The following is a 22542-nucleotide window of genomic DNA, read 5'->3' as shown; positions in this document are numbered from 1 at the left end:
GGGGCCGCTTCCGTCGTGGAACCGGCCGGTTGACGGCCCCGCAGTCCGAACGGCACCGGGGCCGCCCTCACCGGGAGCGGCTGCTTTCCCGGCCGGGATCTGTGCCGGCCGGTGCGGAGCGGTCTCGTTGCCGTCGTACGACGGCCGGACCATCGAGACCGCCTCCGATTCCGGAATCGGCATGCTTGCGAGCCTGCCGATTCCGCGTCCGCCTCCAGCCGGCCAGGGATCTCGGCATCGCGTTCCGCCCGCGGTCCGGCACCGTCCCCGGCGTGGGGCGGTCGCCGTGGCCGCGCGTCGGGGACAGGGGTGACCGCCCTAGTCGCCACCCTCAACGAGCGGCTGTGACCAGCACATTCACACTGCCCCCGTGCTACCCCGGCCACGCCCCGTCACGCATCACGACCCGGCCTGGAAGTTCCGGCACCCCACGCCAGGCGCGTACCGTCTACGGCGCCACGCGCAGGTACAGGAGCGAGGTCTCTTCCGTACGCGGGTCCCAACCGAACTTGCCCGCGAACGCATCCGCGGCCTCCTCCGGTACTTCCCGCGCGGGACCGCACTCCGCCTCCCCTTGCAGCATTACCACGTCGACGGTATCCGGCAGAGCCAGCCGTACGCGCGGTTCCTCGCGTGCGTTGCGCGCGGTCGCGGAGTTCGCGCCGGTGCACATCCACGCGGCCTGCCCGTCCCACAGAAACCACAGCGGCACCCGCTGCGGGCCGTGATCGGGGTGGGCAGTCGACACCCATATGTCGCGCTCCGAGCTGAGTCGCTCCAGGGTGTCCCGCCTGCGCTCCGCCGCCCAGGCACCCACCAGTGGCTTCACCAGGAGCGGCACCATGGCGGAAGGAACGCGTCGCCCCTGAGCCGGCACGGAAAGCCGAACCGCCGGCACATTCGCCGAGGGCGCCGTTCTGCTCCGGGCCGCCCATGAGCTGCTCGTGCACCCTCAGCTCACTTGCTCCGAGACGGTGGGTGCTGGGTGTACCGCATGCCGAGCCAACTGCTCGCCCCTTGCTCATTGACGCTCGTCGACCCGCACCGCTGTAATCCATTCCCCGTGAGAAACACGGTTCGGCACATACCGGAACAGGACAAGGGCGGATACCAGATGAAGCTGGGCAGGATGGTTGCGGGTGCGACGCTCGCGGTCGTGACGTTCATCGGGAGCGCAGCGTCTCCCGCGATGGCAGCGGCCTGGACACGGACGGCGGACTATCAGCGCTGGACCGGGTTCAACGCGCTGGAGCGTGGACAGGGCGTGGCGACGGACGGGACATATTTCTACTACGCAGGGCCCGGCGGGATGGTGAAGGCCACTGTCGCGAACGACTCGGAGGTGGCGTCGTCGGCATTCCCGATTCCGTGGGAGCTGAGGGGGACGTACGGTAGCGATCACATCGGGGACGTGGAGTACTACGGCGGCTATGTGATTGCCCCGATCGAGGACGGCAACGACTATCGGCATCCGCTGCTGGCGCTGTACAACGCGAGCGACCTGAGCTACACGGGCCGCTATGTGCAACTGCCGCTCGAGCAGATGCCGGGTGGCGTGCCGTGGGTTGCGGTGGATGCCGCCTCCGGACTGCTCTACACCGCCCCCTGGACTCAGGATGCCGCGCAGGGCACGAACAAGCTGGTCGCCTACAGCCTGAACGATTTACTGACCCTTGCGCCCGGCTCGGCGCTCCCGGTGGTGAAGACCGTGACGCTGTCGCAGCCCCTGAGCAGAATCCAGGGTGCCGCGATGTGGCAGGGCAGGCTCTATGCCTCCGTGGACGACTCGGCCAAGTCGGTCTACTCGATCGACACGGTCTCCGGCGGGGTCTCCTACCGATTCCATCAGGACGTCGAGTCGGGGGACGAGGTTCAGGGAGTCGCTGCCTGGGACTTCGGTTCGGCGGGCGGGCAACTGCACATCGTTCACGTGGGATCGGGCCTGAATTCGATCTTCCTCTATCTCCAGCACTACAGCCAGACCGGCTGACCTGCCCGAACATCGGAAATCCACGTGGATGGCCGTTGCTCGGGCTGTCGCGGTTGCGGCCACCGTTGTCCGAGAAGCCCGTGGGCAACCAGCCGCACGCGATCCGCATCTGCGCGGCCCCTGGCGTACGCCGGGCTCACCGGGCGGCGGAGATCGTTCCCGGGGAGAAAGGCATGCCGACCCCGGAGGACAGGATCCCCGTTGCGGGGCTGTGAGGAAAGCGGGAGCCGGCGACTACTCGCCGCACTCGTGGGCGGCCGGATCCACCACGACACGGTTGAGCAGACTCCGCAACAGGGTCTGCTCGGCCTTGGTGAGATTGCCGAAGAGCTCGCGCTCGGCCGCGCTCACCGCTTCGTCGATGCGTTCCAGGGCCTGCCGGCCGGCCGGGGTGATCTCCACGATGTGGCGTCGCCGGTCGGCCGGGTCGCGGCGCCGCTCGCACAGCCCCGAGTACTCCAACTCGTTCAGAATCGCGACCAGTTGACTGGGATCGATCTCCATCGTGGCGGCCAGGTCGCGCTGACTGGTGGCACCGGGGGCGAGTCGCATCAGGGTCATCGCGTTGCGTGGGTGCAACCCGGCGACAGCCAGGGCGGCGCGGATGCGTGCTCCGGTGAGCTCCCCGCGGAAGGAGAGGAGGAAGCCGAGGCGTTCGTTCGGGTGCGCAGCTGCCATGCCCTCCACCGTAACAGCGGCTCTATTGTGGAGCGAGCCAAATCGTTTATAGTGTTCAACGATTGATTGCTCAAGATCATTGGAGTCGCACCATGTTCATTGGCTACGTTGTCGTCGCCGCGCTGCTTGCGCTCGGCCTGTCCGCCTCGGCCTTCATGACCTTCACCCGCAATCCGCAGGTCGCAGGCAGCGTGACCAAGCTGGGCGTGCCCGACTCATGGCTGCCCTGGCTCGCGACCGCGAAGGCGGCAGGCGCTCTCGGCCTGCTGGGGGGCCTGGTTCTCCCACCGCTCGGCATGGCCGCTGCCGTGGGCCTGGTGCTCTACTTCGTCGGCGCGGTGATCGCCCACCTGCGTGCGAAGGACTACGCAGTGGCACCGGCCGTTGTGCTCACTCTGCTCTCGGTCGCCGCACTGGTGCTGCGCATAGCCTCCGTCTGACCTCCTCCTGTGCAGGGCGAGACGTACCGCCCGGCGTCCTCCTGCGGCGGCGGCAGACATCTCCGGCCGACCTGCCGGGCGCCTTCAAGCTCCATCCGGAGGAGCGGCCGGAAAGGTCCGGCAGATCACGAGGGGACGGGTCCGGACCTTCCCGACCGCACCATGCTGGCCGCGCCCCGCGAATTCCTCCAGGGACCTACGGGGTACGTTCCGCCGGGCCGACCGGCCCTGCTTGCCGGGGCGCAGGGGAGCCGACCGGCCTCACGGGCCGGTAGCCGCACGGCCGGAACCGCCCTGCGGCTGCCGTAGGCTGACCGTCCGTGGACCGGCCCCGGACCTGCGGTGATCCGGTGAGCGATTCCCGGTATACGGCACACGGATTCTGAGAGCGGCGCCCGATGACAGAGACAGCCCCCGAGGCTTTGCCCGACTCCCTCTGTGCCGGTCCGGCGGCCTGGCCCCAGCCCAGCCGGCCGGACAGGATGCGCAGTCTGCTGGATGCCGTGATGAGCCTGGGGCGGGGCCTGGAACTGCCCGAGGTGCTCCGCGGGATCGTGGAGGCCGCGGTGACCCTGACCGACGCGGAGTACGGGGCGCTCGGCATCGTCGGGGACGGGCAGAAGCTGCTGGAGTTCCTGCCGGTCGGCATATCGGAACAGCTCGCTGCTGAGATCGGCCAGACACCGTGCGGACGCGGCATCCTCGGAGAGCTGATCCGGCACCCGGAACCGCTGCGGCTCACCGATCTCAGCAACCATCCGCGCAGCTTCGGATTTCCGCCCCACCATCCCCCGATGCGCACCTTCCTCGGGGTGCCGGTGCGGGTGCGGGACGAGGTGTTCGGCAACATCTATCTCACCGAGAAGCGGGGCGGGGTGAGTTTCGACACCGACGACGAAGCGGTGCTGACCACCCTGTCGATCGCGGCCGGGGTCGCCATCGACAACGCCCGCCTGTACGACGAGAGCCGTCGCCGGGAGCGGCGGCTGGAGGCGCTGGGCGAGATCACCCGCACCCTGCTCTCGGGGACGGACGCCGACGAGGTGCTGCATCTGATCGCGGAGCGGGCGATGGAGGTGGCCGGGGCCGACCGGGCCGCCATCCTGCTGCCGCCACCCCCCACGCCCCGCTCCGAAGCCCCGGAGCGTCTGACCGTTGCCGTCGCCCACGGCAGGGACTCCGAGCGCGTCACGGGGCTGTCCGTACCCGCGCGGGGTTCACTGGCCGGACTCGCCGCCCGTACCGGGACCCCGGTGCACTGCGCCGATGTGCGTACCGATCCCCGGGCCCACCCGTTCGGCGACGGTGCCGAGGACGGCCTGGGCCCGGTGGTGACGGTGCCTCTGCGGGTCGACGCGGAGACCAGGGGTGCCCTGCGCCTGGGGCGGCCGGTGGACCGCCCGCCGTTCGACGACACCGAGGTGGCGCTCGTCTCGGGCTTCGCCGACCAGGCGGCCATCGCCCTGGAACTGGCCCGCAGGCGCGCCGAGTCCGAGGAACTCGCCGTCATGCACGACCGGGACCGGATCGCCCGCGATCTGCACGATCTGGCGATCCAGCGTCTCTTCGCGACCGGGATGACCCTGCAGAGCACCACGCGTGCCATCGCGGACCGGCCGGACGCGGCCGAGCGGGTCAGCAGGGCGGTGGACGATCTGGACACCACGATCCGGATCATCCGGTCCACCATCTTCGATCTGCGGACGGCGGACGGTCCGGGCCGCGGCGGGCTGCGGCACCGTATGGCGGAGACCACTCGCACGGCGGCCCGCGCCCTCGGATTCCGGCCCTCTCTGCGGATCGACGGGCCGGTGGACACCACGGTCCCGGACGAGGTGGCCGAACATGTGGTGGCGGTCGCCGCCGAGGCGGTGTCCAACGCCTCCCGCCATGCCCGCGCCACGCGTATCGGCATCGTCCTGTCGGCCGACGACGCGGTGACCCTGACCGTCACCGACAACGGCATCGGGATCCGCGACGGTGTCACGACCACGGCCGGGACAGGAACCGCGGCCGAGCGCCCCGGAGGGCTGACCAACATGCGTACGCGGGCGGAACTGTGCGGCGGCACCCTGTCCGTCGAACGGCCGACGGACGGCGGCACCCGGATCATCTGGCGCGCACCGCTCCACGACTGATGCCCGGGACCGGCGTCCGAGTACCCGTCAGCCTCTTGGATCCCGGGGCCACCCCTGGCGGCCCTTGACCCGGCCGACGAGCATCGCGGCCTGGATCCGGCGGCCCACGCCCAGTTTGGCGAGGATCGAGGAGATGCGGTTCTTGACGGTCTTCTCGGCGAGAAAGAGGCGTTCCGCGATCTCGCGGTTGGTGAGTCCCTCGCCGATGAGATCGAGGATCTGCCGTTCCCTGGGCGTCAGTCCGTCCAGTTCCGATCCCTCCGACACCTCGGCCGGGGGCCGCTCACCGCCCCGCAGCCGCTCCATCACGCGGGCGGTCGTCCGCGGATCGAGCATCGAGGTGCCCGACGCGACCCTGCGCACGGCGGTGATCAGATCGGCTCCGTTGATCTGCTTGAGCACGTATCCTGCGGCGCCCGCCATGATGGCGTCGAACAGTGCCTCGTCGTCGTCGAACGACGTCAGCATCAGGCAGGCGAGTTCGGGCATCAGCGCGCGCAGCTCCCGGCAGACCTCGATGCCGGCGTGATCACCGCCCCGGTCGTCGCCGAGTCGTACGTCCAGCACGGCGACGTGCGGTCTGCTTGCCGGTACCCGGGCCAGCGCCTCCCGGGCGTCGGACGCCTCGCCGACGACCTCGATGTCGTCCTCGGCCTCCAGCAGATCGCGTACGCCGCGCCGGACGACCTCGTGGTCATCGAGGATGAAGACGCGTACGGGGGCCGGGGACCGGGGCGATTCCGTGCTCGTCAGGGCCGTGCTCGGTGGGGTACTCGCGAACTCATTCACCACATGCTCGATCGGTTCGGGGAGAGGGGCGCCAACAGTATGTGCCCGTCCGCGGGGCTGTTCCCGCCGGGGTGCGGCAGCATGGAAAACGGTGCCTGAACAGGGCCGAAAGGCCCTGTGGCCAGGGGCCGGTCAGCGGGTGGGGCGCGGTGCCATACTGACGCCGCCAAGATCGTCCGGGCGCCCCGGACGTCTTCCTTCCCGGCCACCCCACTGTGCTGCAACGAGGAGCAACCGGCCCATGAACACCCCGAGCGAGGACTACCACGCACTGCTCGCACGGCATGACGCGATGCGGCTCCGGCGACGCATCCTGGCCCCGGCCGGAAGCCGTGCCGGGGAGTGCAGCGCAAAGGCCCCGCAGGCGTACGACGGAACGGCCGACCAACTGCTGATCGGCGACTCACTGCTCCTGGTGAACCCGCTGGAGGAGCTGATCGCCGAGCTGTACCGGATCCTGTTCGAGCGGCACCCGTATCTGAGGTCTCTGTTCCCCGAGTCGATGGCCTTCCAGCAGGCCCATCTCGCCGGGATCTTCCGCTATCTGATCGGTAATCTGCACCGCGCGGACGAAATCATCCGCGTCTTCGGTCAGTTGGGGCGCGATCACCGCAAGCTCGGTGTGCGCCCCGCGCACTTCGAGGCATTCGAGGCGGCGCTGATCGAGGCGTTGCGCGTGCGCTCGGGCGCCCGGTGGACCCACGAACTGGAGCAGGCCTGGCTGCGAATGCTGCGGCTGGCCGTCTCGGCGATGGTCAGGGGAGCGGACGAGGCGATCGCCGAACTACCCAGCTGGGAGGCGACGGTGACCTCGCACGAACTGCGCACCCCCGATCTCGCGGTACTGCGGGTACGGCCCCATCAGCCCTACGCCTTCGAGGCCGGGCAGTACGCGTCCCTGGAGTCGCCGCTCCTGGAGCAGGCATGGCGTCCGTACTACCTGGCCCGTGCCCCGCATCCGGACGGTGAACTGGAGTTCCACGTACGGGCCCGGGGCGCCGACGGGGTGAGCGGCGCTCTGGTGCACGGTACGCGAGAGGGCTGCACCGTCCGGCTCAGTGCCCCGCGCGGGGCACTGGCCCTGCCGGAGCACCTTCCCTTCGCGGACCTCCTGCTGATCGCCTCCGGTACGGGCTGGGCCCCGATGAAGGCCCTGCTCCAGCGGATCGACGACGAGCGCGCCCGCGCGCGCCGGGTACGGCTGCTGCTGGGCCCCACAGGGGAGACGGCGACGGACGGGGAGATGTACGACGCGGCGTATCTGGAAGCCTTCCGGCGCAAACGCCCCTGGCTGACCGTCATCGCGGCCGACACGACGAACCCTCGATTCGCGGATGCCTGGCTGTCGGCCCTGAACGGCATACTGCCCCCGCAGCCCGGGGCCGCGGCCCGGCAGCACGCCTGTCTGGCCCTGGCCCCCGAGGCCGCCGCCACCGGGCCGGCGCAGGCGGTCGCCGCCCGGCTGGCCGCCGCCGGAGTACCGGCCGAGCAGATCCGTCATGACGCCGCCGGCGCGGTCGCGGTCACAGAAATGTCTGCCAGTACGACCAGAACCGGATTGCTATCAGCATGACGATGGCCAGACACCAGGTCACCGGCACCACGAGAGGGAACTCCAGCACCGCCGCGACCAGGGCGCGCGGAGCGGGCAGGACGCCGTGGCGCAGATTGTGCACGGTGGTGTGCCAGAACATGAGGACGGTGGCCACCCACACGAGCACGCACCACAGACAGAGCGCGCCGATCTCGAACAACGCCTGGGTCATCAGCCACATGCAGAAGCCGGCGCCGAACAGCGTGCCGAGGTTCAGTCCCCACCAGTACCAGCGCCGGTAGCGCGCACCCGCGAGGAGGCCCGCCCCGGTCCCCAGCACCGTCCCGAAGGCGACCAGCCCGATGAGCGGGTTGGGAAAGCCGAACGCCGACGCCTGCTCGCTGCGCATCACACTGGTGCAGGACACCACGGGGCTCAGCGAGCAGGCGGGCACGAAGCCGGGATCGGCGAGCAGTGCGAACTTGTCGATCGTGATGACGAACGAGCCGAGCAGCCCGAGTGCGGCGGTGACGACCAGCAGCCAACCGAACCCCGGCCTCGCCCCGGTGCACTCCCGTTCGTCCCCCGTCCCGACCACGCCGGCGCATTCCCGCTCGCCGGCCTCGGGGCCTTCCGCCACCCTCCCCGTACCACGCTCCGAAAGCTTCATGCCCGCCCCCGCACCGAACCGTCCGGCCAGATGATCTCCACCCGGATTCCTCGTGCACGTGCGAAGGCGACCAGGTGCGCGGTGGCGTCCCGGCCGTCCGACGGCGATCCGTCCCACACGGCGAGCACGGTCCGAGAGGTCTCCACCAGCCGTTCATCGGCGCCGACACACGCGTCGCGGTCGGCCGGATCGAAGGGCAGCAGCCGTACGTGCTCGGCCAGGACCAGCAGTTCGCCGGCGGCCGACCGGTCCCGCTCGGGCAGTACGGCGGGGACCGCGCCCTGGGCCGGCAGCAGCACCGTCAGCTTCCGCCCGGCCTCCCGGGCGGCCCGCCCGAACACCAACGGCAGCCCCGCCCCGACCCGCACCAGGGCGGCGGCACCTTCCGCCAAGCGGTCCAGCCGCGCTCTCAGTTCGGCTTCCACCAGCTCCAGGGTTCTGTTGCCGAGATCCCTGTGCCCGACGACTGCGATCACCATGATTCCCTCCTCGCGCACCCGCGGCGTGCGATGCATCGCAGTGAACCCGTCGGAGACCGTGCACCACTAGGGCCGATCGGCCCTGGAGGCCGGCGGCCGGCGGCCGGCGGTGGCGGAGCTCTACGTCGTGCCGGCCGACCGGCTCCGCCGATACGACATGCTGTGCGGTGACGCACGCCGTGGCGGGGCCGGCCAGGCTTCAGCGTCGCAGCGTGGCGGACGGCGGCTCGCCGAACCGCCGACGGTAGTACACGGAGAAGTGACCGGGGTGGACGAATCCCCAGCGCGCGGCGACGTCGGTGACCTTCGTCGTGGCGGGGTCGGCCGCGACAAGCTCCTGTCGTACGCGCCGGAGTCTGGTTTCGCGCAGGAAACGCGTCGGGGTGGAGGAGCATCGGCAGTTGTCGGGCACTGCTTCTCGAAGCAGGGCGGCGCCGTTGGTGGAGTGCTGCTCGGCCGGCGGGATCGCCGGGGAGTTCAACGGACTGCTGCGCGATCCTGAGGTGCGCGCGTCCATCGCGTATGGCGGCGGCCAGACGGTGCTCGGCTACTTCGACCTGATCGACGTCGAGGCGATCACTGCCGACCCCAAGCCGATTCTCGGACACAGCGACATCTCGCTGCTGCATCTGGTGCTCCATGGGCGCACGGGTATGGTCGGCTTCCATGCCGATCTGACCACACCTGGAATCGGCGGGCACTGGCAGACCGTGCCCGCAGCGCGCCAAGCGGTCGATGCCGGTCGGCATCCGTGTGGGCCTGGACGCGCGGGAGCGGACACTGTCGCTGCTCGAACCGGCGGTACGGCCGCACGCGATGACGGAACCGGTCGGCTGAACCACGCCTTGAAGATCTCCGGCCGGTCGTCGGGGGTCCCGAGCGTGGGTCTCGGGTCGGACCGACGCGTGGGGGGCACCGCTCTGTGGCGTCGAGCCTGGCGCCGCCAGGGATCCTCTTCACTCCACTTCTTTACAGATTGAAGCGAGTTGGGAACGCAGGGGGCAGACGGGGCTCTCGGATATGTTCTACCGGGCCCGCGCCGGCGCGCTCCACGCGAATTCGAGGGGGAAACGTGTCTGGTGAGCGGCTTGATGCGGAGTGGGTCCGGTCCTGGTGGGAGCAGGCCGATGCGGCGCTGAAGCGGCTGACGCAGTCCTTCCTCCCTGCGCACGGTTTCCCGCCCGGCCACAACGCCGTGATGCTCGCAACCGACGACAGCCACCAGGCGACGGACACACTCGTGGACCTGACGCCGATTCCCTCCGACCTGACCACGCTCTATTGGGGGATCGGCGAGGCTTCTCTGCCCGACGTCGACAGCGGATACTTCATCCACTCACCTGCGACGGCAGCCGAGCACTTCCGCGAGTACGGCCCCGCTCCGATTGACGGCGAATCCATCGCGCTGGTCTTCGCCAGCGACGGCGGGGGTCATCTGTTCGCGATCGGAGACAGCGGACAAGTCTGGAAGTCCACTACGGCTTCCTGGTTCGACGGCTTCGAGATTGCCGAGGCCAGCTTGCAGAAGTTCCTCGAACAACTCGGCCGGCGGATTGCGAACCAACTCTGACCATCGGCGGAGCAACAAACCGGCCCCGTGCCCCACGGTGGTCATCTCATTCCGCAGCTGGGGAAGCGTGAGCAGGTGTGGGGTCACCCCTGAGCAGGGGGTGGCCGATGTCAAAGAGCGTCATCAACGACGTGCGGGTTGGTACGGACTCTGCATGTCCCTGCCCGGGGCCGCCACTTCGGAGTCCAGCCCCCGGGAAGGGACCAGCAGATCGTGGTCGTAGGTGCGGTGATGGATACCGATGCCACGTTCAGTGATGGCCTGCCACCGTATCGGCAAGATCGGCTGCACGACTTGGCGCACACCATTGTGGGAAGCTCACGTCCGCCGCGTTCGAAGGCTGTCCGGGCTCGCCAAGTACATTCCGGTGCAGGCGTGTTGGAATGCTTTTATGGTCACTCCCGCTGACGGAACCACAGGCCTGATCCCGGACGAGTTCGCGCACCGCCTGCGTGCCGAGATCGAGCGGCTGAGAGACGAGGCGACGCGCCAGAAGAAACTCGCCTACCGCCGGGCCGAGTTCTGGGCCAGGACGGACATCGCCCTCGGTTTCCCCGCGGCCCTGCTCGCGGGCACGGCGGGAGCGGCAGGACTGGCCTCGGCGGACGTGCGCGTTCCCGCCGCCCTCGCCGCTCTGGCCTCTGCCGGGTTCGCGGCGGGAGCGGGCTTCCTGCGCAGCGATACCAGGCGCCGCGCCAACAAGCGCGCCCGGCACGCATGGGCCTCGGTCGAGGCCAGGGCCATGGTGGCACTGACCCAGGAGCACGTGACCCACGAGGACCTTGGCGACCTGCTGGAATGCCGCCAGGCTGCGCTGGCGGCCTACGACGGCGAGGAGCCCCAGCCTGGGTCGGCGTGATCCGCAGCCCATCGACTGCCGCCCCGAGTTGAGGAAATCGGAGTGGGCGACCTGGTAGGCGCAGCCGCGCCCGCGTAGTCGCAGCCGAGCGACGGTGAAGGTCACCGGCAAGATCGGCTGCACCCGTGGCGGCACGCCATCCGGTGGTGGATTACTGGGTGTCTGCGGGGCAGGGCAGTGGGAAACGTGAGCTGGCGGGACGTTCCCACAGAGCGGGTCGGCTGCAGTGGAGTGACGACCTGGCGGCGTCTGCGGGACTGGACCGAGGCCGGGGTATGGCCCCGCCTGCACGAGGTCCTTGTGACAGAACTACGCAGGGATGGCCTGCTGGAGATGGACGACGCCGCGATCGACGGCTCGCACATCAGGGCGCTCAAAGAGGGGCTCACACTGGCCCTTCGCCGGTCGACTGTGCCCGACCCGGCAGCAAGCACCACCTGATCGTCGACCGGCACGGTACTCCGCTCGCCGTCTCCCTGACTGGCGGAAACCGTCACGATGTCACCCAGCTCATGCCACTGCTGGACGCCATACCTCGCATTCGTGGCCTGCGTGGCCGACCACGCCACCGTCCCCGGCGGCTCTTTGTTGATCGCGGCTACGACTGCGACAAGTACCGCCGTCTCGTCCGGGGCCGCGGGATCACACCCAAGATCGCCCGTCGCGGCAGCCCGCACGGGTCCGGGCTGGGCAAGACACGGTGGGTCGTCGAGCGCACCTTCGCCTGGCTCCATCAGTTCAAACGACTCCGCACCCGCTACGAGATACGCGCCGACCTGCATGTCGGGCTGCTCCAACTTGCACGCAGCATCGTCTGCTTGAGACACATCCGAACCTCAGGCTGATGTTGGTCATGCACGACAACGGCACCGTCCGCCGCCCGGCAGTTGATAGCGTGATCGTCGTGACAGAACTGGAAGAGCTGGTCCTGAGCCCCGGCGAACGGGCCCGGGGGGTTCCCGTCGACAGCGTGATGTTCACGATGGACTGGGCCGGTGAGGACCACCCGGGCCAGCTGGCTGCGTTCGTGGCTGGTCGAGTGCGGACCTTCGGGGCGGAGCCGACAGACGTCGACACCAACGTCGTATACCGAGCAGCCGAGACCGACCCGACCCTGCGCCGCGGTGATTTGCCGGTCCGTCAGCTCGATCACCTGTCCGGTGTGCTGGCAGATCTCCGCTGCACGCTCATGGTGTGGGAGAACGGCACCGACACCTACGAGGTACTGGTCGCGCTGACCGATGAGCGTGAGCCGACCGGGTTGATGCACCAGGGCCTTCCGGTGCGGGCCTGGGGCTCGGAACCCGACGAGACCCTGGTCAGCCTGGACTGCCCGAACTGCTCGCAGATGCTGGTCTGGGAATTGTCGGCGGACCAGACCCTGGCCGACGAGCGCTGCGATTGCGGAGCCGCGTTGTTCGACGCCACTGGCCGTCCGCTGCCCCACGTCACTCTCCACGGCTGAGCCGATCAGCGCCCTCTGACCCCGACTCGTCCTCACCGATGCACTGCTCATCGAATGCAGCGCCCACTGATCCGCACGAACCGCGCCTGCCCGTCTTCACGTCACAGCGACCTACACCCAGCACTTCATGCTCGTCGGGTGCGGATTGCGCACCGAGACGCCGGTGGTCAAGGCCGTGGCTCGATGGTGGGGCCCGGCAGCAGGACAGGCACGGGTGCCGACGATCAGGGAGTTGCGACGCTCTGTGATCACTGAGGAGGCTTGTGCCCGCGCGTCCGTCATGGCTGACAGAACCGCTCTGGGGCCAATTCGCAGCCCTGCTGCCTGAGCAGCCGGAGTACCGCACCGGTCATCCGCTCGGCTGCCACCGTCGGCGCATCAGTGACTGGGGCATCTTCGACAAGCTCCTGCAACTGCTTCGTTTCGGCTGCTCTTGCGAGGCGATTGCCGACACAACCTGCTCGGCCACCACGATCCGCAGCCGTCGCGACGAGTGGATACGCCTGGGCGTGTTCGCCCGGCTCAAGCAGATGGCGCTGGACTCCTACGACCGGATCATCGGCCTTGTCCTCGACCAGATTGCCGTCGACGGCTCCATCACCAAGGCCCCCGGAGGCGGCGAGGCCGCCGGCCGCTCACCGGTCGACCGCGGCAAACAGGGCCTCAAACGCTCGGGTATGACGGACGGATACGGTATTCCACTGGGCCGTGTCCTGGCCGGCGCCAACCGTCACGACACCCCGTTGCTCGCCCCGACCCTGGACCCTCTTGACGACCTGGGACCGTTGCCCGACGACATCACCGTGCACCTGGACGCCGGCTACGACTCGGACAAGACCCGCGCTCTGCTTCGCTCTTTCGCCTTGCCCGTGAACGCGGAGTGCTCGATCTCGGCGACCTCCGCGTCGGAGACCCAGCGGCGCTCGGCCTCGTCCCAGATCGCTTTCGGGTGCTTGATCGGCGTTCACGCACTCTCCTCGATGGCGGCGAGGTGTTCGCGGATCTTCTTGCGGATCGGGACCGCGAGGGAGAACCGCACCTTCGCGCGACGGCAGGCAGCGGCGGCAGGCAGCGGCGACCTTGTGGGAGAAGAACGCGGAGTCGGCCCGCACCACGATCACCGGTGCGGACAGCGGGGTCGAGGCCGTGACGAGATGGAAGTGCAGACCTTCGACCTTGGTGTAGCCGTGCCCGGTTCCCCGTTTCGCGGCGCCGGTGACCTGCTTGACCTTGGAGTCGGCATCCGGGAACACGGCCTGGTCACCGCCGTCCAGCAGCCCGCCGTGCCGACGTGGGTTGATGGTGAATGCGCAGGCCATGGAGTTGAGTTGGCAGACGTGGCCCCAAGTGCGGGCGCGCAACACCTTTCCGTGGTCACCCGCTCGAACGCTTCTGCTCTCCTACCCAGCTGAAAGGCAGGGCGGCACAGACCGGCCACGCTGCTTCGGCCGGAGGTCCCGCGCTGACCTCGCTCGTCACGATCGGTGATGCCGGCGTGGCGTTTGAGGGTCGTGAGCCAGCTGAACCCCCTTACGTACACGGGCCGGCGAGGTGCACCAGGGGGTGCCGTGACCGGGGAGCACCCAGGACGCCGCCAGATCGGCGATATCGCCGAAGGGTGCGAGCGCTTCGGCGTGGTCATCGGTAGAGGCGGCCTCTGCGGGCCTGCCCGTCCGGTGAGGACGTGGCGCGTGGTCAGGGCATCCCCGGCGAAGACTGCGTCGGCGAGCGGGACGTGCACCGCCGGATCCGGCTCGAATTCGAGCGGACCCCCTCACCAACGCGGCCCGGGCATGGGAACGGTACCTCGGCAAGTTCGTGATCAGCCGTGGCCGTCGGAAGCGTGCGTGCCGCTGGCCAGAACCGCTGGAAGCAGTCGCACAACGGCCTCTCGTGCCGCCCTGTCTGCGTTGCGGAGCTGGGTGGAGGGTGGTCGAATTGTGGAGCGGCCAAGATGACGAATGCCTCTCGCCAGGGTGTGAGCAGGACCCCGACCCGCCTCCTCTTCTTGTGTGAGCTGCGCGCTGTGAGGGATGCGGGAGCGCGACGGTGGCTCGCGGTCCCGGCGCACTCTGCCGCCCGGACAGGACCGACGGAAGCAAGAGGCCTTGAAAGGCCGTGAGAGCCGTTCCGCGGCCCGGTATCCCAGCGATCAGGACCAGGGAAGCGTTCGGAGAGCGCCGACGTTCCGTACCCGGCGCACCAAGGAGCCCGAAGGATGACCAGTAAACCAATCCGTGACCAGGAAACCGACGGGCTGTTGACGCCGAAGAACGCGGCGCTCGTCATCATCGACTACCAGCCGGTTCAAGTGAACTCGATCGATTCCATGGACCGGCAACTGCTGGTCGATAACATTGTCGGGCTGGCGAAGATCGGCCGGGCCTACGGACTGCCGATCGTCCACTCGACGGTCAATGTCGCGACCGGGCTCAACAAACCGCCCATCCCGCAACTGCGCGAAGTGCTTGATGATCTGCCGACGTACGATCGCACGTCGATCAATGCGTGGGAGGATCAGGAGTTCGTCGACGCGATCGAAGCGACGGGCCGCCGGAAACTGATCATGGCGGCACTCTGGACGGAGGCCTGTCTGACGTTCCCCACCTACGACGCCCTCCACGAGGGTTACGAGGTGTACCCCGTGGTGGACGCGGTAGGCGGCACATCGCTCACGGCGCACGAAACCGCCCTGCGCCGTGTGGAACAGGCAGGCGCGCAGCTGATCACGTGGACTCAGCTGCTGTGCGAGCTCCAGCGTGACTGGAATCGCAAGGAGACTGCCGACCAGTTCATGAAGCTCTTCATCGAGATCGGCGGCACAGCCGGGCTGCAGTTTGCCAGCGAACGCGACCAGGCATGAATGGCCGGGCACTCATGAGTGGCCGGGCACAGGGCCTGTCTCCTCGATCACGATCGGAGCAAGACGGGTGATGCCGCCGCAGCAGCAGTGCCGAGGCAGAGGTATCCGCGCTCGTCGTAGCGGGTGGCCACGGCCCGGACACTCGGCTGCCGCACCGTCTCCATCAGGGCGCTTATCGAGTCGTGATCATTCTGCGGATTCGCCATGGTGGCGGCGGAGGGCGGGAGCGGTCTGACACCACCGGGCCGTACCAGTACTGCCGAATGGTGCCGGTCCGGTGAGCCTGCTGGAGAGGTGCGCCACCACTGTCCCCACTGCTGAACGGCGCGTAGCGTGTCGAGGCATGACGCTGCTGCCGGACCTGCCTCAGAACACGGCGCTGCTCGACCTGCTGCGGCAGCAGGGCGTTCCGCAGGGGCGCGGCGCATACGTCCATGAGGGGTGGGAGCTGCATACCCACCCCGATCTGGTCGAGAGGCTTGAGGATCTTGCTCCCCGGTGGCCCGTTCTGGCGACGTCCGGGATGCCGGTGCTTGCAGCCAAGGGCATCGCCGCGGTCGTCGCCTGGAGCATGGGCATGCTGCTGGTGCGCCTTCCCGAAGCGCCGGCTGAGCCCCTGGTGCCCGCAGAGCCCTGCCCGCCCCTGACGGATCCGGGCCAGGGTTGGTACTCGCTCTGCCCCTGGCAGAGCGAGCTTCCCTCGGTGGAGTCCAAGCGCCTGTTGGCGCTGCTGATCCAGCATGCGCTCTCGTATGCAGCGAGCCTCTCGGAGGACGACAGCATCGACTGGCAGGGGCACCCGGTGCAGGCTCCGGGCAGGCGCAGGGGCAAGGCCAAGAGCAGACGACCCAGCAGGGGCAAGGGCAGACGGCAGGGCGGACGCGGACGACGGCGCTAGGGTACGGAGCGAGTCCTGATCAGCGGGTCGCCCCTGGTGAGGTCTTTGATCCAGATCATCGAGGCGCGCAGGTGGAGTCCGGCGAGGTAGCTCTCCGGGGTCTTGTCGTACCGGGTGGCGATGCCCCGCCAGGCCTTCAGCTTGTTGATCAGCCGCTCGACGGTGTTCCGTTCCTTGTACAGATCTACGTCGTGGCTGACGGGCCGGCTGCCTTGGACCACTCCTTCCGGTTGGCAGCCTGGTCGACCTTCTCCGGGATGACGGCCTTGATGCCGCGTCTGCGTAGGTGGGCTCGGTTGCCGCGGGACGAATAGGCCATGTCGCCCGCGACGGCGTTGGGCCGGGTGCGGGGGCGGCCAACGGGCCCGTGAATCCGGATCTTCTTCAGGACGGAGATGAACTGCGGGCTGACGACAGCCTGGCCGGCGGTCAGGACGAACGCCAGCGGGCGGCACTTACGGTCGGTGGCGAGGTGAACCTTGCTGGTCTGCCCGCCCCGCGAACGCCCGAGGAGGGCGGCTCTGAGTCGGAGCTTTCGTCGGCACCGGACGCGTCGTCTCTCCTTCCGTTCGGGGTCCGCTTCGACGTCGTGTCCGGTTCGTTCTTTCAAGTCGCCCCTTTTGACGTGACCTTCTTCTCCCTGCGGCCGCCTTCTCCAGGGCGGCGAGTACGTCTTCGCCATGATGCATCCCGGCGGCGTGTTGGTGGGCGCGCATCACACTGGAGTCGACCGAGACGTCCCAGGTCGATGCCGTCCTCGGCGGCGACCTGGGCTTGGACATGCTGGAGCAGCATCTCCCCGGTGCCGTCTGCCGACCACAGCGCGTGCCGTTTGTGGACGGTCTGCCACGGTCCGAAGCGGTCCGGCAGCTCACGCCACTGCCCCCCGCTGCCCAATCGATGGATGATGCCGTTGATCACTTGGCGGTGGTCCCGCCACCGGCCGCACCGGTTGTTGCTCACCGGCAGCAGCGGCTTCAGCAGCGCCCACTCCACGTCCGTCAGATCCCCCTGCTGATCGCCTCTGCAATGATGCGTCAGTTGCTCGAAGAGATGGGCTCACGCATCGCTGTGACGATCCAGACTGCTCCGGGGATGCGGACACCGTCTGTGGTCTCGAACTCCGTGAGCGCGTCGTGTACTTCGGCACGGATGCGGGTGATGGTTGCGGGGTCGACATCCCGCAGGTTGTGGCGCGTCGGGCCCATGGAGAAGATGAAGTCTGCGGCGTCGCCCGCGTTGGTGCCAAGGGTCATGGGCGCCTCAAATGAAGCCACCTCGATGTCGGTGAACCCGCTGGCGGCGAGTACTCGGCGGATGCGCGCGGGGTCGAGGAGCGACCCCATGCCCCTGGAAGCGGGGGATGCCTCGCGCAGGAACGGCGAGAGTGCGGCGGTCGCACGGGCGTAGGCGCTGTCCGGGCCCGCGGGCCGCGGGCCGAGGAACGCGAGGCGGCCGGCCGGCACGAGCGCGTGCCTGAGATGAGTGAAGGCTGCGACGTGGTCGGCGAAGAACATGACACCGCCGCGGCTGACGAGGACATCGAACCCACGGTCGGGGAACGGATGCACCTGTGCGTCGCCCTGCTCGAAGGTGATGTTGTCGAGACCCTCCGTGGCAGCGTCACGGCGGGCGCGTTCCAGCATCGGCGCGGACAGGTCGATTCCCACGACGTTTCCGTCGTACGCCCGTTGTGCTGCAAGGCGCGTCGTCTGGCCGGTGCCGCAGCCGACGTCGAGGACCCAGTCCTGGGCCGCGATGCCTGCGGCGGCGAACAGGGGTGCGTTGAACGCGCCCATCATCCCGTTGTAACGCTCGGGGTGTTCGGCCCAGAGGATGCCCTCCCAGTCATTCCATGCCTCTGCCTGCTGATGGTTGGCGATCGCGTGCACGGCTTACCCTCCAACGATTAGAGTTCACCTCTAGAGTTCAACTCTAGATATAGACTCCAGTCATGCGTGAGGGCAAGGGGAAACAGGGAAGCAAGGCCCAGGAGACACGGCGACGGATCATCGAGGCGGCCGGTGCGCTCTTCATCGAGAAGGGCTACGGGGCGACCAAACTGCAGGAGATCGCCGACCGGGCAGGCGTGGCAGTGCAGACGATCTACTTCGTCTTTCGGAACAAGCCCTCGCTGCTCAAGCAACTTGTCGATGTCGCGATCGCGGGCGACGACGAACCCGTGCCGACGATGGACAGGCCCTGGTTCGCGGAGGTCATGACCGCGCCTACCGCCGAGTCCGCTCTGGCCGCACTGACTGCCGGTACCCGCAAGACACTCGAACGCGTCGCGGCCATCAACGAGATGGTCCGCGCCGCGACCGCAACCAACCCGGAGATCCGAGAGTTGTGGCCGGATCAGGCAGACCCGCGGTACTCAGTGATCTCAACAGCAGCGAAGTCCCTGACCGAGAAGCCAGGCGCCCGCCCCGCCATCTCCGTCGAAGAAGTGGCGGACATCATCTACGCCGTCCTCAGCCCAGAGCTCTTCCTGGTACTCACCCGCGACCGTGCATGGCCACCGGCCAAGTGGGAGAAATGGGCGTACGACACCCTCATCTCTCAGCTGTTGGTCGACAACGGGCTCTGATCAACTCAGCCTTGAGGGCAATGTGGTCCGCAGTCGGCCAGCGCAGATGCATCGGGAGCCCTGGTCGTGATCGAGGAGGCAGGACCTGGTCTTCTGGGGCGGGAATTCTGTTCAGGTGGGCAGGCTTGTCCCATGGCACGGACGGGGCGGCCGAAGGCCGAGTCGAGGTTGTCGGACGAGGCGCGGGCCGCGCGCTTGAGGGGTGGGTGCGGCGCCGTTCGACACCGCAGGCGTGGTCCCTGCGGTGTCGGACCGTCCTGGCCTTCGCCCAACGTGCCTCGAATTAGGCAGTGTGCTGGCGATCAATAGCGAAAACCTCTTGGGCCGAGCGATCACGCAGCCGTCGCCGGGCCAAGGTAAGGGGCGAAATGTTCGGCGACCTCTGCCGCCACAGCCACCGCGTCGAGCGTCCCGTCGACTTCGATGACGCGGATGCCGAGGCGGCGGGCGTTCTGTGTTGCGTCCTCGGTGACCAGCCGGTCACGGGCGAGACGGTTGGCCTGGGATCGGGCCGGGTCGGTGACAGGGACGTTGAGAGTTCCCGCGCGCGGGAGGGTCCGGAGTTGGTGCTGACGGAAGTCCTCGGTGGGGACGAGGACGACCATTCGCCGGAGTGAGTCGAGCAGCGGCGCGACCAGCTCCGGTCGCAGCCCCCATCCCTCAGCGATCGCCGGTCGGCCGGTGAACAGTGCGCGCAGGTCGTCCAACGCCCACTCGAAGCGGACCGGGAAGCCGGCCAGCGTCTCGGCAGCCATCTCCTCCGGGCTCCGGTCCGACCAGACATGGTCGGGGGTGGGATCTTCCACGGGCTCACCCAGGGCGACCCGACGCGCGATCCGGCGATCCTGATGGCCGCGGGCGTCGTGATAGTCGTAGTGATACACCGTCAATCCGTACTTTCTGGCGATGAGTTCGGCAACGGTGGTCTTGCCGGACCACTGTGCGCCGCCGATCCACAGCGCGCGCTTCAGGCTGCCATGTGGATCCCAGACGTCTGACATGAGTGTCCTCCCGTTCGAGAGCGGTGCAGACCTTCGCTCGGGAACGAGTTTCCTGGTTTGACAGCAAAAACTGCAGTCTTGTCTTTGCCGGGCGGTTGACAGAGAGTGGAAAGGGAGGGGTGGATCGTTCCCCTCGCGCTCCTGGCCGTGGCTGCTGCACAGCTGAGTCGTTGATACGACTATGGGAAGTGGGAGTGACTTGACGAATGCCCAGTGCGAGCGCCTGGAGTCGCTTCTGCCAGTGAGCAGCGGACGTTGTGGCAGGTGGCGGGAGCATCGTCAGGTCGTGAACGGGGTGCTGTTCCGGATACGCACAGCAGTGTGCTGACTGCACCCAGTTCGGGCCGGTGATGGACAACATTCGCGTGCCGAGGCCGGCCTGCGGCAGGCCGCGTACCAAACCGCACAGCGTCAGCGCCGACAAGGGCTGCAGCAACCGCCGAACCCGCCGCTACCTGCGCAGACGCGGAATCTGGCATGTCATCCCGGAGAAAGTCGATCAGGCCGCCAACCGGGTCCGAATCGCCAGGGCCGGAGGTCGGTCGCCCGGTTTCGACCAGCAGTTGCAGCAGTCATGACATCGTCGTCGACCTGGCCGGTGGACACGGTTCGTGACCGCTACCGCACTCGCCCGGTCAGCCTGCGCGAACACGTCCTGGCCCAAGGACGCGACAGCGCAGTCGCGGAGCCGGCTGTCAGATCGACTACGAGGCCGGCGTTCCGGGTGACCGGATCGGGGCCGTCTGGTGCCCCAGGGATGCCGAGTACGACGTGCTTGAGCGGTTCCCTCAAACCTGACCTCCGGCCATCGGGCAGTGTCAGTGCCGTCTCTCGGACGCGCACCGCGCATCGGCGTCCTGAACTGACCCGCCGCCCACAGCTGCTTCTGGAGCCGCAGGTGCTGCCAGGCAGCTCGCCTCCGACGGCCTTCCCGTCACCGACGGCCTCCTCATCAGCCTCTTGCTGCTCCATTTTGACCACATCGACTTCCTTGGCCGGTATGTGTTCTTCCGCCCGGCCGAAGCCGGGCGGCGGTCGCTGCGCGAACCATCGGTCGGTGGCGACGAGAGCGGGCTACAGGTTCCGTACGGATGGCCGCACGGGGTGCGGTCCGAAAACCGTTCGCGATTCCAGGGGCTTCGGGCCGAGACTGGTGGGTCGATCACATCGAACAGGAAGAGTGGCCAGCGCTGACGTACAACCGTGAAACCCTGCCCTTTCCCGACAACCGTGTGCCCCCCATCACCTACGAGGGCATTCGGAACTGGGACCAATTCGACCCGGCCCGTCACTCGTTCGCCTGGGACGAGGACGAGGAAGCCCACCTCCGCTCGCTGGTCCGTGTGTGGGTGCCACCTGTGCTCTCCGGTATGGCCGGCTGGTGGCAGGGTGAACGCTGGTGTGAGAGTCAGGTGGACGCGGTCATCCGGGAGCGATACGGCACCTGGGCCTGGGGGTGGAGCTGGTGCTACCGCGACGGCGGGCCCATCGGTAACTGGGTCAGCGGGGAAAGCTCGGTGACGACCCCCGACGAGACCGCAGCACGCGTCGTAGCCGCGCTGTTGGAGTGGCGGGAGTGGCTGGAGCGGACGGCCCAGCGCTTCGCCGAGCTGGCGCCGCCTTCGGACGCCTCGCCCGAGGACCGCAGCTGGCACCTGGAGCGGGCCTGCGTCCGGCTCGTGACCCACACGCTGGACTCGGGCGCGGAGGGCGGCTGGCACGGCCAGGCTTCGATCGTCCTGGGCTGGTTCCTCACCAGCACCGGTTTGGACCGAGCCGAAGCCGCGCGAGCGGTGGAGAGTGCGATCGGTGGCCGGTTCAAGAGCTGGGTCACCCCGGGACGGACGCTGATCGAATCCGTCGGTGAGGACCTGGCTGCCGGCCTCACCGGCCACGCCCCGTACCGGGACCACCGTGAGAGGGCTGCGCTGGAGGATCTCCATGACCGCTACTGACAGCCTTTCGGTCTGGCTGCGCGTGCGCCGTGAGGCCGACTGGCAACGCGCACCGGCGCTGCAGCGGGTCACGCCCGACCGCGATGGGTTCCGGTCCTGGTGCGAGGGGTCGGTACGCCGGCGCGACCCGATTCGCGCCGAGCGTCTGCTCGCCGCACACGCCCTGGCCCGAGAGGATGCCGCACGCCGCACCCCACTGGACTTCGCCCTGATGGCCGGTTGGCAGCGCGAAGTCCTCGCTGCAACAGGGGCACCGTTCCGCGCGAGTGACGCCCATGCGAAGGCAGGTCGCGAGCGCTATGGCCTGACCCCTCACACGCAGGCCGATTTCGATTCCTGCCTGCGCGAGACGACCGACCCGGACGTCCCGCTGGCAGCCCGCGCGGCCCGCGCCTACCTCGATGTGGCGTTCTTCCACCCCTTCACCGATGGCAATGCCCGCGCCGCGCTGTTGACCTTGGTCCATGTTCTGGCCCGGGAGGACATCGTCCTCCCTGAGGTCGGCCCTCTCCAGACCACCCGCTACGCGGATGACCCAGCCGGTGCCGCCGACCTTGCCGTTCTCATCGGGGTGCTCAACCGCCGCCGACACTGAGGGTGATCCTGTGGCGCGGACGCTCTGC

At 68.5% G+C, this 22542-nt stretch carries 20 protein-coding genes and 5 pseudogenes; 16 read left to right on the top strand and 9 right to left on the bottom strand.

Going from position 1 to position 22542, the window contains the following annotated elements; genetic code table 11:
• Positions 1-373: 373 nt before the first annotated feature.
• Positions 374-844: pseudogene (locus ACFYY1_RS25180) on the bottom strand (pyridoxamine 5'-phosphate oxidase family protein).
• A 150-nt stretch (positions 845-994) separates the two neighbouring features.
• Here ACFYY1_RS25180 and ACFYY1_RS25175 point away from each other — a divergent pair.
• On the top strand, positions 995-1990 hold the full coding sequence (locus tag ACFYY1_RS25175; RefSeq protein ID WP_388589405.1) for a hypothetical protein: 996 nt from the start codon (positions 995-997) through the stop codon (positions 1988-1990).
• Positions 1991-2224: 234 nt separating this feature from the next.
• On the opposite strand, the gene ACFYY1_RS25170 is transcribed toward ACFYY1_RS25175, so the two are convergent.
• The gene (locus tag ACFYY1_RS25170) at positions 2225-2668 is read right to left on the bottom strand and encodes a MarR family winged helix-turn-helix transcriptional regulator (protein ID WP_388589402.1); all 444 of its coding nucleotides are present in this window, start codon (positions 2666-2668) and stop codon (positions 2225-2227) included.
• Positions 2669-2760: 92 nt separating this feature from the next.
• Between ACFYY1_RS25170 and ACFYY1_RS25165 the strand changes: the two genes are divergently transcribed.
• Positions 2761-3108 carry a DoxX family protein gene (locus ACFYY1_RS25165; protein ID WP_388589399.1) on the top strand — a complete coding sequence of 116 codons (348 nt, stop codon included), beginning with the start codon at positions 2761-2763 and terminating at the stop codon, positions 3106-3108.
• Between the two features lie 482 nt (positions 3109-3590).
• Complete coding sequence (locus ACFYY1_RS25160; protein WP_388589664.1) at positions 3591-5246, top strand: GAF domain-containing protein; 1656 nt, start codon at positions 3591-3593, stop codon at positions 5244-5246.
• Positions 5247-5273: 27 nt separating this feature from the next.
• Here the strand turns inward: ACFYY1_RS25160 and ACFYY1_RS25155 are convergent, their stop codons facing one another.
• The gene (locus ACFYY1_RS25155; RefSeq protein WP_388589662.1) at positions 5274-5999 is read right to left on the bottom strand and encodes a response regulator; all 726 of its coding nucleotides are present in this window, start codon (positions 5997-5999) and stop codon (positions 5274-5276) included.
• Positions 6000-6276: 277 nt separating this feature from the next.
• Here ACFYY1_RS25155 and ACFYY1_RS25150 point away from each other — a divergent pair, with 277 nt between their 5' ends.
• Positions 6277-7608: a globin domain-containing protein gene (locus tag ACFYY1_RS25150; protein ID WP_388589396.1), complete on the top strand. Its 1332-nt coding sequence runs from the start codon at positions 6277-6279 to the stop codon at positions 7606-7608.
• Here the strand turns inward: ACFYY1_RS25150 and ACFYY1_RS25145 are convergent.
• The 3 genes from ACFYY1_RS25145 to ACFYY1_RS25135 form a co-directional block, all read right to left on the bottom strand.
• Positions 7559-8239 carry a vitamin K epoxide reductase family protein gene (locus ACFYY1_RS25145; protein ID WP_388589393.1) on the bottom strand — a complete coding sequence of 227 codons (681 nt, stop codon included), beginning with the start codon at positions 8237-8239 and terminating at the stop codon, positions 7559-7561. The genes ACFYY1_RS25150 and ACFYY1_RS25145 overlap by 50 nt on opposite strands.
• Positions 8236-8715 carry a hypothetical protein gene (locus ACFYY1_RS25140; RefSeq protein ID WP_388589660.1) on the bottom strand — a complete coding sequence of 160 codons (480 nt, stop codon included), beginning with the start codon at positions 8713-8715 and terminating at the stop codon, positions 8236-8238. Before ACFYY1_RS25140 ends, ACFYY1_RS25145 begins: the two co-directional genes overlap by 4 nt.
• 202 nt (positions 8716-8917) lie before the next feature.
• Positions 8918-9130: a helix-turn-helix domain-containing protein gene (locus tag ACFYY1_RS25135; protein ID WP_388589390.1), complete on the bottom strand. Its 213-nt coding sequence runs from the start codon at positions 9128-9130 to the stop codon at positions 8918-8920.
• Between ACFYY1_RS25135 and ACFYY1_RS25130 the strand changes: the two genes are divergently transcribed.
• The 8 genes and pseudogenes from ACFYY1_RS25130 to ACFYY1_RS25095 all read left to right on the top strand — a co-directional run bounded on the left by ACFYY1_RS25130 (position 9102) and on the right by ACFYY1_RS25095 (position 16373).
• Positions 9102-9698, top strand: coding sequence for an LD-carboxypeptidase (locus ACFYY1_RS25130; protein WP_388589388.1), 597 nt, complete (start codon positions 9102-9104; stop codon positions 9696-9698). The two genes, ACFYY1_RS25135 and ACFYY1_RS25130, sit on opposite strands and share 29 nt — an antisense overlap.
• Before the next feature lie 92 nt (positions 9699-9790).
• A complete protein-coding gene (locus ACFYY1_RS25125) occupies positions 9791-10288 on the top strand; it encodes a hypothetical protein (protein ID WP_388589387.1) in 498 nt (165 codons plus the stop codon).
• 391 nt (positions 10289-10679) lie between these two features.
• Positions 10680-11147 carry a hypothetical protein gene (locus tag ACFYY1_RS25120; protein WP_388589384.1) on the top strand — a complete coding sequence of 156 codons (468 nt, stop codon included), beginning with the start codon at positions 10680-10682 and terminating at the stop codon, positions 11145-11147.
• Between the two features lie 204 nt (positions 11148-11351).
• Positions 11352-11992: pseudogene (locus tag ACFYY1_RS25115) on the top strand (IS5 family transposase); the annotation flags it as partial.
• Positions 11993-12000: 8 nt separating this feature from the next.
• Positions 12001-12612 carry a hypothetical protein gene (locus ACFYY1_RS25110; RefSeq protein WP_388589382.1) on the top strand — a complete coding sequence of 204 codons (612 nt, stop codon included), beginning with the start codon at positions 12001-12003 and terminating at the stop codon, positions 12610-12612.
• Between the two features lie 263 nt (positions 12613-12875).
• A pseudogene (locus ACFYY1_RS25105) lies at positions 12876-13472 on the top strand (IS5 family transposase); the annotation flags it as partial.
• A 1358-nt stretch (positions 13473-14830) separates the two neighbouring features.
• Positions 14831-15475 carry a hydrolase gene (locus tag ACFYY1_RS25100; protein ID WP_388589379.1) on the top strand — a complete coding sequence of 215 codons (645 nt, stop codon included), beginning with the start codon at positions 14831-14833 and terminating at the stop codon, positions 15473-15475.
• A gap of 343 nt (positions 15476-15818) precedes the next feature.
• Positions 15819-16373: a hypothetical protein gene (locus ACFYY1_RS25095; RefSeq protein WP_388589376.1), complete on the top strand. Its 555-nt coding sequence runs from the start codon at positions 15819-15821 to the stop codon at positions 16371-16373.
• Here ACFYY1_RS25095 and ACFYY1_RS25090 read toward each other — a convergent pair.
• A pseudogene (locus ACFYY1_RS25090) lies at positions 16370-17378 on the bottom strand (IS5 family transposase). The gene ACFYY1_RS25095 and the pseudogene ACFYY1_RS25090 sit on opposite strands and share 4 nt — an antisense overlap.
• Before the next feature lie 32 nt (positions 17379-17410).
• Positions 17411-18265 carry a class I SAM-dependent methyltransferase gene (locus ACFYY1_RS25085; protein ID WP_388589371.1) on the bottom strand — a complete coding sequence of 285 codons (855 nt, stop codon included), beginning with the start codon at positions 18263-18265 and terminating at the stop codon, positions 17411-17413.
• A gap of 62 nt (positions 18266-18327) precedes the next feature.
• On the opposite strand from ACFYY1_RS25085, the gene ACFYY1_RS25080 reads away from it, so the two are divergent.
• Positions 18328-18963: a TetR/AcrR family transcriptional regulator gene (locus ACFYY1_RS25080; RefSeq protein ID WP_388589369.1), complete on the top strand. Its 636-nt coding sequence runs from the start codon at positions 18328-18330 to the stop codon at positions 18961-18963.
• Positions 18964-19295: 332 nt separating this feature from the next.
• On the opposite strand, the gene ACFYY1_RS25075 is transcribed toward ACFYY1_RS25080, so the two are convergent.
• A complete protein-coding gene (locus ACFYY1_RS25075; RefSeq protein ID WP_388589367.1) occupies positions 19296-19964 on the bottom strand; it encodes a hypothetical protein in 669 nt (222 codons plus the stop codon).
• A 347-nt stretch (positions 19965-20311) separates the two neighbouring features.
• On the opposite strand from ACFYY1_RS25075, the pseudogene ACFYY1_RS25070 reads away from it, so the two are divergent.
• From ACFYY1_RS25070 to ACFYY1_RS25060, 3 genes and pseudogenes are all read left to right on the top strand, one after another.
• Positions 20312-20524, top strand: a pseudogene (locus tag ACFYY1_RS25070) (IS5/IS1182 family transposase); the annotation flags it as partial.
• Positions 20525-21196: 672 nt separating this feature from the next.
• Positions 21197-21919 (top strand): hypothetical protein, encoded by a 723-nt coding sequence (locus tag ACFYY1_RS25065; RefSeq protein ID WP_388589366.1) that lies wholly within the window; start codon positions 21197-21199, stop codon positions 21917-21919.
• Positions 21906-22514 (top strand): Fic family protein, encoded by a 609-nt coding sequence (locus ACFYY1_RS25060; protein ID WP_388589362.1) that lies wholly within the window; start codon positions 21906-21908, stop codon positions 22512-22514. Before ACFYY1_RS25065 ends, ACFYY1_RS25060 begins: the two co-directional genes overlap by 14 nt.
• Positions 22515-22542: the final 28 nt, after the last annotated feature.

Source organism: Streptomyces sp. NPDC001890 (assembly GCF_042891445.1).
GTDB lineage: Bacteria > Actinomycetota > Actinomycetes > Streptomycetales > Streptomycetaceae > Streptomyces.
Note: the sequence above shows the minus strand (reverse complement) of the source record. Positions and strands in the feature narration are given on the sequence as shown.

What these genes read in the sequence shown, in the direction of transcription:
- ACFYY1_RS25165 (WP_388589399.1), top strand. Translation starts at nt 2,761, where the DNA reads ATGTTCATTGGCTACGTTGTCGTCGCCGCGCTGCTTGCGCTCGGCCTG.
- ACFYY1_RS25120 (WP_388589384.1), top strand. Translation starts at nt 10,680, where the DNA reads ATGGTCACTCCCGCTGACGGAACCACAGGCCTGATCCCGGACGAGTTC.
- ACFYY1_RS25080 (WP_388589369.1), top strand. Translation starts at nt 18,328, where the DNA reads ATGCGTGAGGGCAAGGGGAAACAGGGAAGCAAGGCCCAGGAGACACGG.
- ACFYY1_RS25160 (WP_388589664.1), top strand. Translation starts at nt 3,591, where the DNA reads ATGCGCAGTCTGCTGGATGCCGTGATGAGCCTGGGGCGGGGCCTGGAA.
- ACFYY1_RS25145 (WP_388589393.1), bottom strand. Translation starts at nt 8,239, where the DNA reads ATGAAGCTTTCGGAGCGTGGTACGGGGAGGGTGGCGGAAGGCCCCGAG.
- ACFYY1_RS25095 (WP_388589376.1), top strand. Translation starts at nt 15,819, where the DNA reads ATGACGCTGCTGCCGGACCTGCCTCAGAACACGGCGCTGCTCGACCTG.
- ACFYY1_RS25150 (WP_388589396.1), top strand. Translation starts at nt 6,277, where the DNA reads ATGAACACCCCGAGCGAGGACTACCACGCACTGCTCGCACGGCATGAC.
- ACFYY1_RS25110 (WP_388589382.1), top strand. Translation starts at nt 12,001, where the DNA reads ATGCACGACAACGGCACCGTCCGCCGCCCGGCAGTTGATAGCGTGATC.
- ACFYY1_RS25075 (WP_388589367.1), bottom strand. Translation starts at nt 19,964, where the DNA reads ATGTCAGACGTCTGGGATCCACATGGCAGCCTGAAGCGCGCGCTGTGG.
- ACFYY1_RS25175 (WP_388589405.1), top strand. Translation starts at nt 995, where the DNA reads ATGCCGAGCCAACTGCTCGCCCCTTGCTCATTGACGCTCGTCGACCCG.
- ACFYY1_RS25170 (WP_388589402.1), bottom strand. Translation starts at nt 2,668, where the DNA reads ATGGCAGCTGCGCACCCGAACGAACGCCTCGGCTTCCTCCTCTCCTTC.
- ACFYY1_RS25060 (WP_388589362.1), top strand. Translation starts at nt 21,906, where the DNA reads ATGACCGCTACTGACAGCCTTTCGGTCTGGCTGCGCGTGCGCCGTGAG.
- ACFYY1_RS25100 (WP_388589379.1), top strand. Translation starts at nt 14,831, where the DNA reads ATGACCAGTAAACCAATCCGTGACCAGGAAACCGACGGGCTGTTGACG.